General features: G+C 72.6%; 8 protein-coding genes. 2 read left to right on the top strand and 6 right to left on the bottom strand.

The annotated features are described in order from the left end of the window. Window positions 1–9: 9 nt before the first annotated feature. The 6 genes from G9272_RS07715 to G9272_RS07690 form a co-directional block, all read right to left on the bottom strand. A complete protein-coding gene (locus G9272_RS07715) occupies window positions 10–1,143 on the bottom strand; it encodes a right-handed parallel beta-helix repeat-containing protein (RefSeq protein WP_171395844.1) in 1,134 nt (377 codons plus the stop codon). A 94-nt stretch (window positions 1,144–1,237) separates the two neighbouring features. Further along, window positions 1,238–3,469 (bottom strand): sensor histidine kinase, encoded by a 2,232-nt coding sequence (locus G9272_RS07710; RefSeq protein WP_171395843.1) that lies wholly within the window; start codon window positions 3,467–3,469, stop codon window positions 1,238–1,240. Window positions 3,470–3,664: 195 nt separating this feature from the next. Beyond that, window positions 3,665–4,900: a GNAT family N-acetyltransferase gene (locus G9272_RS07705; protein ID WP_171395842.1), complete on the bottom strand. Its 1,236-nt coding sequence runs from the start codon at window positions 4,898–4,900 to the stop codon at window positions 3,665–3,667. A gap of 723 nt (window positions 4,901–5,623) precedes the next feature. Beyond that, complete coding sequence (locus G9272_RS07700; protein WP_171395841.1) at window positions 5,624–6,406, bottom strand: DUF899 family protein; 783 nt, start codon at window positions 6,404–6,406, stop codon at window positions 5,624–5,626. A 103-nt stretch (window positions 6,407–6,509) separates the two neighbouring features. Beyond that, window positions 6,510–7,709: a sugar ABC transporter permease gene (locus G9272_RS07695; protein ID WP_171401896.1), complete on the bottom strand. Its 1,200-nt coding sequence runs from the start codon at window positions 7,707–7,709 to the stop codon at window positions 6,510–6,512. A gap of 200 nt (window positions 7,710–7,909) precedes the next feature. Further along, window positions 7,910–8,998, bottom strand: coding sequence for a sugar ABC transporter substrate-binding protein (locus tag G9272_RS07690; RefSeq protein WP_171395840.1), 1,089 nt, complete (start codon window positions 8,996–8,998; stop codon window positions 7,910–7,912). A gap of 122 nt (window positions 8,999–9,120) precedes the next feature. Here G9272_RS07690 and G9272_RS07685 point away from each other — a divergent pair, with 122 nt between their 5' ends. Then, window positions 9,121–11,481, top strand: coding sequence for a SpoIIE family protein phosphatase (locus tag G9272_RS07685; protein ID WP_171395839.1), 2,361 nt, complete (start codon window positions 9,121–9,123; stop codon window positions 11,479–11,481). Then, a complete protein-coding gene (locus G9272_RS07680; RefSeq protein ID WP_171395838.1) occupies window positions 11,478–12,560 on the top strand; it encodes a substrate-binding domain-containing protein in 1,083 nt (360 codons plus the stop codon). Before G9272_RS07685 ends, G9272_RS07680 begins: the two co-directional genes overlap by 4 nt. The last annotated feature ends 1 nt before the right edge of the window (window position 12,561 follow it).

Genomic DNA, 12,561 nt, shown 5'->3' with positions numbered 1-12,561 from the left:
TCGTGGGGTTCAGCACAGGCCGGCGGGCTGCGACGAGCGGCAGGAGTTGCCTTCGAAGGTGTTGCCCTTGCCGGTGTCCGTGTTGACGAGGTCCGGGGAGTTGCCCCGCAGCAGGTTGTTGCTGATCCGGTTCCGGTCGCTGGTCGTGCCCACGAAACTCTTGAACAGGACGATGCCGCCGGACAGCGGGGACTTGCCGACGTTGTCCTTGATCACGTTCCGGGTGATCAGGCTGTCCTCGGCGCCGGTCAGGACGATGCCGGAGCCCTGGAGGGCGTCCAGCCGCGCGGTCTTCGGGCAGGACTTGTTGTTGCGCTCGATGCGGTTCTCGCGCACCGTCACGAAGCCGGCCTTCGGCTTGTTCTCGTCGCCGACGACGAACACGCCCGCGCAGTTGCCCGTGAGGTGGTTGTCCGCGAGGGTCAGGTTGCGCAGCCGGCGGACGGTGACGCCGATCCGGTTGCCCACCAGCCGGTTGTGCTCGACCACGGTTCCCTCGGTGTCCGTGGCGCCCAGCTCCTCCTTGATCGTGTTGGCGAGGAACAGGCCTGCGTCGCCGTTGTCCCGGGCGGTGTTGTCGCGGAACACGCCCTGGGCCGACTGCTCCGTGGCGATGCCCCACACGCCGTTCTTCACCGCGGTGACGTGCCGCACGGTCAGCCCGTCGGCCTCCGTGGCGTAGACGCCGGTCTTGGCGAAGCCGGACACCGTCAGGGAGGCGATGGTGACGCCGTCGACGTTGTGGTCCTTCGTGCCCACGACGCAGATGCCGTTGCCGCCCGCGGCACAGCTGTTCGCGGCCTTCCCGGTCTTCGCGGCGCCCGATCCGGTGCTCGGGGCGGTGCTCGGGGCGGTGCTCGGGGCGGTGCTGCCGGTGCTCGCGGCCGCCTCCGGCTCGAGCACCGTGCCGCGGCCCACGCCGCGCAGGGTGAGCCCGGGCGTGCTGACGTCGACGCTCTCGTGATAGGTGCCGTAGGTCAGCAGAACGGTGTCGCCCGGCTGGGCGGCGTCCACCGCCTTCTGGATCGATTCCCCCGGGTGGACCACATGGACCGTGTGGGCGGCGACCGGCGGAGCGGCACCGAGCCCCGTCCCGATCAGCGCCGCCGTGCACGCCAAGTACGCGATATGGCATTTCTTCATATTGTGCACGCTATGACTCAATAGCCCGAAACAGGCGAGATGGGCCATCCGGCGGCGTGTCCCCCGGGCGCCGGGCGCCGGGCGCCGGGCGGCGTCAGTCGGTGCGTGGGCGGCGGTTGCTCCGGGGCGCGCGCCGGGAGAGTCGCCGCGGGCGGGCGCCGGTCGCCTTCGGCGGCTCGCCGGCGGGCGGCTCCTCAGCACGGGGCTCGTCGGCGGGGCGCGTCCCGGTCGACTCGTCCTGCCACGACTCGTAGTCCGTGAAGGCGTCACCGGAGTCCTGGCCGCCGGGAGAGAACATGGCGCCCGCGTACTCGGGCTGCGGGACGTTCTTGAGCAGAGCCAGCGCCAGGGTGTCGGAGTCGGGCAGGGTGCCCGGCAGGGGCCGGGTGACCGTGTCGGGCAGCATGACGAGGGAGGTCGTGCCGGACTTCTCGCCGGAGGGGCGCAACTGGACGCGGATGCCGTGCCGTTCGGCGAGTCTGCCGACCACGAACAGCCCCATGTGCTGGGAGATGTCGACGTCGACGGTCGGCGGGTCGGCCAACTTGCGGTTGATCACCGCGAAGTCGTCCGCCGCCAGCCCGATGCCCTCGTCGTGGATCTCGACCGTGATCCGGCCGTCGGGGAGCCGCACGGCGGTCACCCGCACCTCCGAGTGCGGGGAGGAGAACACCGTGGCGTTCTCCAGCAGTTCGGCGAGCAGATGCACGAGGTCGGGCACGGTCCGGCCGTCGATCTGGGCCTCCGGCAGCCCGGAGAGCCGGATGCGCTCGTACTGCTCCACCTCCGAGCAGGCCGCGCGGACGACGTCGACCAGCGGCAGCGGCCGGTCCCACTGCTGGGCGGGCCGCTCGCCGCCGAGCACCAGGAGGTTCTCGCCGTTGCGGCGGACCCGGGTGGCGAGATGGTCCAGTCGGAAGAGGTTCTCCAGCTGCTCCGGGTCGGTCTCGTTGTCCTCCAGGCTGGTGATGAGGGCCAGTTGACGTTCGATCAGTGACTGGCCCCGGTGCGAGAGGTTGGTGAAGATCGCGTTGATGTTGCCCCGCAGCAGGGCCTGCTCGGCGGCGAGCCGGACGGCCTCGCGGTGGACGAGGTCGAAGGCCCGGGCCACCTCGCCGATCTCGTCGGTGGTGTGGATCGGGATCGGGACGACCCGGGTGTCCACTTCGCCGGAGTCGGGCCGGGACATCTGGTCGATGAGAGCGGGCAGCCGTTGGCCGGCGATCTCGATGGCGGAGGCGCTCAGCCGGCGCATCCCGGTGCTCATCGTGCGGGCCACCCAGGAAGCGAGCAGAAAGGCCACGAGCACCGAGGCGAGCACGAGCGCCGCGTTGGTGACGGCGTCCCGGCGCGCGTCGTCGGCGATGTCGTGGGCGCTCGCGAGCGCGGCGTCGGTGAGGTTCACCTGGATGCCCCGGTAGGCGTCGAAGCCCAGCGTGGACGCGGCGAAGAACGACTCGGGTGTGATGCCCCGCGCGGCCAGTTCCGCGGCCGGCTTCCCGTCGCCGATCTCGGCGATCATCTCGTCGATGCCGGGCGGGGTGACGAAGGTCCGCCCCGCCGCCGCGGCCTGTGCGGCCGCCTCGGCGGTCTGCTGTCTGCCCCGCTCCTCGGCGGCGGCCAGCGCCTGCTGGAGCCTCGTCACGTCCTCGGTGGTGCCGGCGCCCACGTACTCCTGGAGCCCGACCTGTTCGAGGTAGGCGTACGAGCGGAACGAGGCGAGCTGGGAGGCCAGTTCGCCCGGGGCGAGCCGGTCGCGGTCCTCCACCAGCAGATGCGTGCCGATGGAACGGATCAGGGACTCGGCCGCCTGCGTCAGGGACACGGCGTAGAGCGTCCGGCCGATGCTCGTCTGGTTGCTGGTGCCGATGCCCAGTTCGTTCGAGATCTCCATCAAGGGGTGCTGGACGGTGTGGTAGCTCTCCTCCGTCTGCACTCCGGACATCCGGGAGGTGAACGCGTTGGCCCGCACGGCGGCGAGCTGCGCCTCACCGGCGCGGACCAGCTGTACGCGCCGGACGAGGCCGCCGGTCTTCGGCATCCGGGCGACCGCCGCGTCGAACACCCGCGCGTCCGCGTCGGTGATCTGCCGGGCCTGTACGAGCGTGTCGGATGCCCTGTCGCCCGTCAGCAGGGGGATGACCGACAGATCGCGCTCGTTGATCGCGTCGCTCGCGTATTTGTTCGCCGCTTGGATCAGTTCCGCCACGCGGACCGCGTCGTCGGCGTCCTGCCAGGTGTCCACCGAACGTTTCACCCGCACGCCGCCGAGCACGAGGGCGACGAGCACGGGGATCAGCAGCACGGCCCGAAGCCGTCTGGCCACGGGCCAGTTGCGGGTGAGGGGCTTTCTTCGTCCCTCAACCGTGGGTGAGTTCTTCGGCACGATCGACCTATCGCCTGTGGAGCGCCTCGCGCGTGACGCGCCGGGTACCCCTCACTACGACGCGTCGAGGTCACTGCGTTCAAAAGTGGTGCAACTTTCACCTAAGATGTCGCTCAGGTTCGGTCGGCCGCGCGGTCAGAACCAGTGCAGGCAGTGCGGGGGGCGCTCGGCGCGGAAGAGGGCGTCGGCGAGGGCGGCCGCGCCCGGGCGGTGGGCCCGGATGTGTCCGGCCCGCACGAGCGTGCTCGGCGCGGTGCCGCCGAGGTAGACCGAGCCCAGGTCGCTCACGTCCAGGGACAGGTCGGGCGCCCGGTCCGTCGGGACGCAGTCGGCCTTGCCGTCCCGGACGGTCAGCAGGTGGCGGCCGTGCTGGCCGAGGAACGGGTCGTCTACGTCGAGGACGAGCTCGCCGTCCATGAACCAGCCGCGCGCGGTCAGCGCACGCGGGACGTCCAGCAGCCGCACCCAGAGCCAGTCCGTGTCCTCGCCCACCTGGCCGGCGCGGAAGTCCGCGAACTGCCAGCGCAGCGGGTGCCCGGGCGGGAAGTGCTTGAACACGACCTGGGTGACCAGGTCGTGTCCGAGCACGAACCGGGCCAGGGCCGCGAAGACGGCGTCGTCGCCGGCGATGGTCTCGTCGACCGTCAAGGTGTCGTGCTCGCCGATCGAATAGCAGGCGTACCCGTCCGGGACGCCGTCGGCGTCACGGTGGACGGCGACGTAGCGCGGCGCCGCAGAGATCGGCGGCTGCCCCGCGCGCAGGGCCCACCAGCGCTGCGGCCGGGACAGCGCGCCGGGCTGGGCGCGGCGGTACCGGTCGTAGACCTCTTCCAGGATCTCGCCGCACTCGGCACGCCGCAGCAGCTCGATGGTGCCGGTGTCCGAGCCGGTCACCGGGGCGTCGGCCGTTCCGCGCGCCCGGGGGAGGGCGAGGGCGGCCTTGTGGCGCGGCACCGTCAACCGCCGGGTGTAGGTCGCCGGTCCGTAGCCGAACCTGCGGTAGATCAGGGCCTCGGAGGCCAGCAGAACGGAGAGGAACTCCCCTCGGGCCCGCAGCTCGGTGAGCTGATGCCGCATCATCGCGCTGAGAACGCCCTGACGTCGGTGCGAGGGCAGCACGCCGACGAAGCTCACCCCGGCGGCCGGGGCGAGGATCTCACCGGGCAGGGTGAGCTCGAAGGAGTACGCACCGGCGGTGCCGACGGGCCGTCCGTCCGCCGTCACGGCGAGCAAGTTGCGGTCCATCTCGAGCCCCGACCACCAGACCCCGCCGCCGTCCTCGGCCGGGGTTTCCGGGAAGCGCCCGAACGCGGCATGGAGCGTGTCGACGAAGACGTCGAGGTCCTGGCCGGTCGTGGGACGGATCTCCATCGCTGCCGCTGCCTCCCGGGATACCGGCACCACGACTTGTGGCGTCCCGCCACAGTGCAGCGTCGCCCCGTGACCGGGTCAAGCGAATTACACCCGCCCCCCTGCCCCAGCCCCTGCCCTGCCCCAGCCCCGGCCCTGCCCCAGCCCCTGCCCTGGCCCTGCCCTGGCCCTGGCCCCGGCCCTGCCCTGCCCTGGCCCCGGCCCTGCCCTGGCCCTGCCCTGGCCCTGGCCCCGGCCCTGCCCTGGCCCTGCCCTGGCCCTGGCCCCGGCCCTGCCCTGGCCCTGCCCTGGCCCTGGCCCTGGCCCTGGCCCTGGCCCTGGCCCTGGCCCTGCCCTGGCCCTGGCCCTGGCCCTGGCCCTGGCCCTGGCCCTGGCCCCGGCCCCGGCCCTGCCCTGGCCCCGGCCTGGCCCTGCCCTGGCCCCGGCCTGGCCCCGCCCTGGCCCCGGCCTGGCCCCGCCCTGGCCCCGGCCTGGCCCCGCCCTGGCCCCGGCCTGGCCTCCGGCCCCGGCCCCGGCCTGGCCTCGGGCCCGGCCCTGCCCCGGCCTCCGGCTCCGGTTCCTGGCCCCGGCCTCGGGCCTTCCGGCTCCGGCCTCGGCCCTGGCCTGGCTCCGGCCTCCGGCCCGGTCCCCGGGGAAGTCGTGGTGGTTGGGCTCGGTGGTGGTGAGCCTCGACGCCGAGTTCGGCGCCCGGTGCCTTCTGTCGATTCCGTCGGCGAAGGCGTGTCAGTGGTGGGGGCCGTGTCGGCCGAGGGTCTGTACGGGGGTCGCGCCGGGGCGGGTCCACTGCGGTACGGGGCGGCTGGTCGGGCCCCAGGTGGCGTTCCCGTCCGCGTCCGAGCGCCAGGACCAGCACGGGCTGCCCCCCTCGGGCCGGCCCTCGGGGTTGTCCTCCCACGCCTCGCCACGGCCGTAGGGCGTCCGGTCGAGCAGGCCGAGGGACCCGTTGACCGGCTCGTTGCCACGGCCCGTCGTGGAGTACGTGAGGAACACGCGGTCGCCGTCGCGCAGGAAGCAGGTGAGGTAACCCATGCTGCCGCCGACCGGCTCGTCCAGGTCGCGCACCGAGTACCAGGGCTGGGTGTAGCCCATGAACTCGACGTAGGAGGCCACCTCGTCCCAGCGGCCCGTGGTCAGGACGGCGAACGAGACGCCGCGGGCGTTGAGGTAGACGGCGTCCTTCAGGTGCCAGGCCGTGGTGGTGCAGCCCTCGCACTGCCCCTGGTGCGGCGTGTTGTCGTACCACATGTGCTTGTAGACCATGAGCTCGTCGCGGTCCTGGAACAGGTCCAGGAACGGGACCGGGCCGTCGGGTCCGACGACCTCGACCGTCCCGTCGAACTCCACCATCGGCAGCCGGCGGCGGGCCGCGGCGAGGGCGTCGCCCGCGCGGGTGTGGGCCTTCTCGCGGACCAGGAGCTCGGCACGGGCGGTCTGCCAGGTGGCCAGGTCGACGACGGACGGGCGGCCGGGCAGCGCGGTCGTCGGATCGTGCGGCGTGGTCGTCATGGTGTCCTCCGTGGTGTCTCGTGCCGGGCAGCGTCGTACGCCGTCCCGCGACGGTCACGAGAAGAGACCCGCGCCCCGTCCGGAACTCATCGCGGCGGCATTCTCAGACCTGTCTGCGTGCCGCCTGGGAATGTCGCGACAACGAGTCGATGATCACCGCGGCGAAGAGCACCCCGCCCGTGATGACGAACTGCACGGCCGGGGGAGTGTCCGTGATCGCCATGCCCGACGCGATCGACTGGATGACCAGCATGCCGAGCACCGCCGACCAGGTCGTACCGCGCCCGCCGAACAGGCTGGTGCCGCCGATGACGGCCGCCGCGATGGCGTTGACCAGCAGCACGCCCGACCCCGAGCTCTGGCTCACCGAGGTGATGCGCGAGGCCAGGAACAGACCGCCGACGGCGGCCATCGTGCCCGAGGCCGCGAGCACCGCGGTCTGCACCCACGTCACGCTCAGGCTGGCGCGGCGGGCCGCCTCCACGCTGCCGCCGAGCGCGTAGACCTGCCGTCCGTAGTGGGTGCGGCGCAGCACCACGTCGAGGCCGGCCACCACCACGAGGAAGATCAGCAGGGCGAGCGGCAGCCCCTGGAACCGGTTGAGCAGGTACGCGACGCCGAAGGCGACCACGGCGACCGCTCCGGTGCGCAGCGCGATGGCGCGCAGCGACCGGTGCGGCATGGCGATGGCCCTGCGGCGGCGCCGGTCGCGGTCGGAGACGAGGAAGACCGCGCCCGCGGCGACCGCCGCCAGGCCGTAGGCGACGGCGTCGTCGGTGAAGTAGTAGCTGGTCAGCTTGGCGACCAGCCCGTTCTCGTCGAGGTTGACGGTGCCGCTGTCCCCGAGGACGGACAGCATCAGGCCGTTCCAGGTGAGCAGCCCGGCGAGGGTGATCACGAAGGCCGGCACCCGGGTCCTGGCGATGGAGTAGCCCTGGACGGTTCCCGCCACGGTGCCCGCCAGCACCGCGACGATGAGCGCGAGCCACTCCGGCACCCCGTTGTTCACGTTCAGCACGGCGAAGACGGCCGCCGCGAGCCCGCTGATCGAGCCGACGGACAGATCGAGTTCACCGAGCAGCAGCACGAAGACGATGCCGACCGCGATCATCCCGGTGCCCACGATGTCCACGCTGAGATTGGACAGGTTCCGGGGCGAGAGGAAGTTCTCGTTGAGGGACTGGAAGGTGATCCAGACGACGGCGAGGACCAGGACGACGGGCAGCGAGCCCAGCTCACCGGCGTTCAGCTTGCGCCGGACGACCGTCGGCCCGCTCCGCACGGCACGGGCGACGGCCCGCATACGGGTCACCACCTCGCCCCCTGCACGGCCGGCCGTCGGGGCACGTCCTGCCCGGCGCCGGTGACGGGCCCGGGCGGGTCGCCCCCGAGAAGGGCGGCGGCCCGCCCGGAGCGGATCTCCGGCACGGAAACCATCTCCTTCCCGAGGGCGTCAGGTCCGACGGCGTCAGGTCGACGCGTGCGGTGTCCGCTCGATGCGGGTCAGGTCAGTCCGGCCCGGTCGCAGGCGGTCCGGAGCTGCGGGGTGCAGATCTGCCGGACGGTGTGCAGGCCGTCCTTCACCACCGTGTCCTCGATGTTGTCGGCGGTCACCGACACCGGGGTGAGCAGCACGGCGGCGACCGCTTCCCCGCCGCGCGTCGGCACCTCGGCCGTGGCCACCTGCTCGAGATTCTCCCCGCGGGCCGCGGCGACGGCCATGGCGCCGCCGGCGGCGGCCTCGGGCCCGAACGGCTTGAAGACGGTCATGTACTGGTCGCCGCCGACGATGCGCCGCAGGGCCGAGAGCTCGGCGTCCTGTCCGGTGACCGGGGGCAGCGGGTCGACCTTGTTCGCCTTGAGGGCGGAGATGCTCCCGGCGGCGAGGCCGTCGTTGGCCGCGTAGACCCCGTCGATGGACTCGACGCCGAGGGCCGCGATGGCCCCGGACATGTTCATGTGCGCGGTCTCCGTACGCCACTGGAGGGTGTCGTAGGCCTTGCCGATCTTCACCTTCCCGGCGAGCACGGACCGGGCGCCCTCCTCGAACGACTTCGTGTTCGGGTCGCTGGGATCGCCGTTCATCATGACGATCTGGGCGCCGGGCACCTTGTCGCCCATCGCCTTCAGCAGGGCCCGGCCCTGGAGCCGGCCGACCTCCTTGCCGTCGAAGGAGACGTATCCCGAGATGGGGCCCTCGGCGAGCCGGTCGTAGGCGATGACGGGGATGTCCGCCTCCTGGGCCTTGGTGACCACGGGGCCGAGCGACCGGGCGTCCACGGCCACCAGCACGATGACATCGACCCCCTTGGTGATCATCGAGTCCATCTGTTCCTGCTGGAGGGCCACATCGCCCTTGGCGTTGGCGTGCTCGACCGCGCAGGTGGAGCACAGTTCACGGATCTTCTTCTCCAACAGGGGCCGGTCCTGGGTCTCCCAGCGGGGCGTGGTGATGTCCGGCAGCAGCAGACCGATGCGCGGCCCGTCCTCTCCGCCGGGTTCGTCGCCGGTGCTCGCCCCGCAGGCCGCCAGGACGACCGCGGTGGAGACCGCGGTCAGCGCGGCGGCCGTGCCCCTGATGCAGGCCTTCATGAGTGATACCTGCCGTAGACGACAATAGGGTGGTGGATAGCGGTGGATATGTTCGGTTGATCCTCATATGCGATTCTGGTGGGTGGGTGCCCTGATCTCAACCTGTCGGCACCTGCGGCAGGATGGGAGGTACGTTGCGGACATGCCTCGACCGGGCTCTGACCTTCGCCGGAGCGACACTGGCAGCGGTCTACGCGCCCGGGGTCGGCACACGCGAGCTTCGGCTGGTGGACACGTCCGGAAGTGCCTCTTCCGGATCGGCCCCGCCGGAGCGCCTGCCCCTGTCCGGTGACTCGCCCGCGGCGCGCGCCTTCCGCACCGACCACCCCCTGTGGCTGACCGCCGAGACCCCGCTCGGTGCGCTGCCGCTCGGCATCCAGGGCAGCCGGCTGGGCTGCCTCCTCGTCCTGGGGTCCTCGGCGGACGGCTTCGAGGTCGAGCAGCGCCGTTTCCTGGAGCGGTACGCCGACGCGGTCGCCGCACTCCTCCCGCCGGGCGCGGACCCGCCGATGCCGACACCGCTGCTGGCCCCCGCCCTGCGGAGCCTGCGCGTCGGCTCCTTCGTCCTCTCCCCGGACACCGGCCTGATCGAGGCCGACGACACCCTGCTCGAGCTGGTCGGCATCACACCGGACGACTTCGACGGCAAGGTCGACACCCTGCTCGCGCACGCCCTCCCGGAGGACATGCACGCCCTGATGTCGGTCCTGGAGCCGACCACCGACGCCTTCGGCCGACGGGACCTGGAGTTCCGGGTCCGCGGCCCCACCGGCGAGATGCGCTGGCTGAGCCTGAGCTGCCGGGCGGAGCCGGGCGCGGGCGACGGGCCGCAACAGGTCCTGGGCGTGGTGACGGCGACCCCGGTGCTGCGCCGCGGCGGCGACGACGTCTCCAGGATCCAGTGGCTGACGGCCGCCCTCGACGACGCCGCGACGGTCCGCGACGTCGGCCGCGTGGTGGTCGCCGCCCTGCGCGAGCCGCTGGCCGCCGACCATGTGGCCCTCGCCGCGCTCCAGGACGACCGGGTCATGGTCACCGCCCTCGACCCGCCCCAGCCCAGCGCCTGGCCGGACGTGTGGCGTACCGAGTGGCGCACGGAATGGCCCGACGCGTCGCTGCGCGCCCTGCCCACCCTCCAGGCGGCCCTGCGGGACGGCCGGATGGACCTCTGGCCCGCCGGCACCGTCCTCGAAGCCGGTCTGGCCGGCATCGGCGCCGGAGGACTGGCCGTCCTGCCACTTCCCGCCAAGGGCCAGGTCGCCGGGGTGTGCATGGTCGGCTGGGACCGGCCGCACGAGTTCGTGCCCGAGGAGCGGTCGCTGCTCACCGCCACCGCCGCCCTGGTCGGCCAGGCCCTCAAGCGCGCCCACGCGCACGACGCCGAGCAGGAACTCGCGACGATGCTCCAGCGCAGCCTGCTGCCCCGGCGGCTGCCCGAACTGCCCGGCGGGACCGCCGTCGCCCGCTATCTGCCCGCCAGACGCGGGCTACAGGTGGGCGGTGACTGGTACGACGTCATCGCCCTCTCCGAGGACCGGGTGGCCCTGGTCATCGGAGACGTCCAGGGGCACAGCGCCGGAGCCGCGACGATCATGGGCCAGATGCGCACGGCGGTCCGGGCCTACGCCACCGAGGGCCACCCGCCCGACGTGGTCGTCTCGCACGCCAACCGGCTCCTCGTGGGCATGGAGACCGACCTGTTCGCCACCTGCTGCTACGCCGAACTGGACCTGGAGGAGGGCAACATCCTCTTCGTCCGGGCCGGGCACCTCGCACCCCTGCTGCGCCTTCCCGACGGCTCCACCGAGGAGGTCGAGGTGGCGGGCGGGCCCCCGCTCGGCATCCTGGCGGAGGCGGACTTCCCCATGACGGCCGTCGAACTGGCCCCCGGCACGGTCCTCGCCCTGGTCACCGACGGTCTGGTCGAGGCCGCCGACCTGCCCTTGGACGAGGGCATGCGCCGCACGCGCGTCGCGCTCGCCGCGGCCGACCCCGCCGACCCGGGGAAGATGGCCGACGAACTCCTCGGCGACGCCGGCCGGAGGGAGGACGACGTGGCGCTGCTGCTGCTGCGCTACGACGGCATGAAGACCCGGCCGATCCGGGCCGGCTGGATGGTGTGGCGGCTGCCCGACGCCGTCATGCACGCCCGCCGCTTCACCGCGCGCACCCTGCGCCGCTGGAAGGTCCAGGAGGCGGCCGACGCGGTGCTGCTGGTCGTCTCCGAACTCGTCACCAACGCCCTGGTGCACACCCAGGGGCCGGTCCGTCTCGACCTGGTGCTGCGCGGGGACCGGGTGCGGGTCTCCGTGAGCGACTCCTCGCCGCGCGCGCCCGCCAAACCGGTGATCGTCGACTGGGAGGCGACCGGCGGCCGGGGCCTGCTGCTGGTCGAGGCGATGTCGGATGCCTTCGGATCGGTCCCGGTGGCCGGCGGCAAACAGGTGTGGAGCGAGATCGCCGTGCCGGAGGGAGTGTTGTGAAGACGCGCCGCAAAGCTGTCGTCGTGGTGCTCGCCGCGGCGCTCCTGACGATGCCCCTGGCCGCCTGCGGGGGAGACGACAAGGAGGCCGGCGAAGGCTTCACCGTCGGCCTGCTGCTGCCGAGCCGCGCGGTCCCGCGCTGGGAACACGCGGACCGCCCGCTGATCCAGGCCCAGGTGAAGAAGCTCTGCCCCGGCTGCCGGACGGAGTACGCCAACGCCGAGAACGACGTCACCCGGCAGCGGCAACAGATGATCTCCATGATCACCAAGGGCGCCAGAGTCCTGATCCTCGACGCCGCCGACACCCGGGCGCTGCGCTCCTCCATCCAGGAAGCGGACCGGGCGGGTGTCCCGGTGATCGCCTACGACCGCCTCGCCGAGGGCCCGATCACCGGCTACGTCGGTTTCGACGGCCTCCAGGTCGGCCGACTCCAGGGCGAGGCGCTCCTGGAGGCCCTGGGAAAGAAGGCCGGGAGCGCTCGCGTCGTCATGATGAACGGCGATCCGACCAGCCCGAACGCGGAGTCGTACCGGAAGGGCGCGCTGGACGTCCTCACCGGCGAGGTGCGGATCGCCCGGTCCTACGACACCGCGGACTGGAGCACCCAGAACGCCCACACCAACATGTCCGCCGCCATCGCGGCCCTCGGCCCGGACCGGATCGACGGAGTCCTCGCGGCCAACGACAACATCGCCGCGGGCGTCGTCGCCGCTCTCAAGCGCGCCGGCGTCACCAAGCTCCCGCCCGTCACCGGCCAGGACGCCGACCTCGACGCCGTGCGACGCGTCGTCAACGGCGAGCAGTACATGACGGTGTACAAGCCGTTCGCGAAGGAAGCCGCCGCGGTCGCCGCCATGGCCATCGCCGTCGGGCGGGGCGAGGACCCCCGTGACAGCGCCACCACGACCGTCGACAGCCCCACCACGAAACGCATCCCGTCCGTCCTGCTCCAGCCGCGCCCGGTGCGGGCCCGCGACATCGAGCGGACCTTGATCAAGGGCGGCCTGTACACCACGGGCCAGATCTGCACCCGTGAGCTCCTGGCCGCCTGCGCGAGGGCGGGACTCACCCGGTGAG

The sequence above is a fragment of the Streptomyces asoensis genome (assembly GCF_013085465.1).
Taxonomy (GTDB): Bacteria; Actinomycetota; Actinomycetes; order Streptomycetales; family Streptomycetaceae; genus Streptomyces; species Streptomyces cacaoi_A.
This window is presented reverse-complemented; position numbering and strand designations above follow the sequence as displayed.

Bases quoted from the DNA above. Each gene is read 5' to 3' on its own strand.
- G9272_RS07705 (WP_171395842.1), bottom strand. From the start codon at position 4,900: ATGGAGATCCGTCCCACGACCGGCCAGGACCTCGACGTCTTCGTCGAC.
- G9272_RS07715 (WP_171395844.1), bottom strand. From the start codon at position 1,143: ATGAAGAAATGCCATATCGCGTACTTGGCGTGCACGGCGGCGCTGATC.
- G9272_RS07700 (WP_171395841.1), bottom strand. From the start codon at position 6,406: ATGACGACCACGCCGCACGATCCGACGACCGCGCTGCCCGGCCGCCCG.
- G9272_RS07685 (WP_171395839.1), top strand. From the start codon at position 9,121: ATGGGAGGTACGTTGCGGACATGCCTCGACCGGGCTCTGACCTTCGCC.
- G9272_RS07690 (WP_171395840.1), bottom strand. From the start codon at position 8,998: ATGAAGGCCTGCATCAGGGGCACGGCCGCCGCGCTGACCGCGGTCTCC.
- G9272_RS07695 (WP_171401896.1), bottom strand. From the start codon at position 7,709: ATGCGGGCCGTCGCCCGTGCCGTGCGGAGCGGGCCGACGGTCGTCCGG.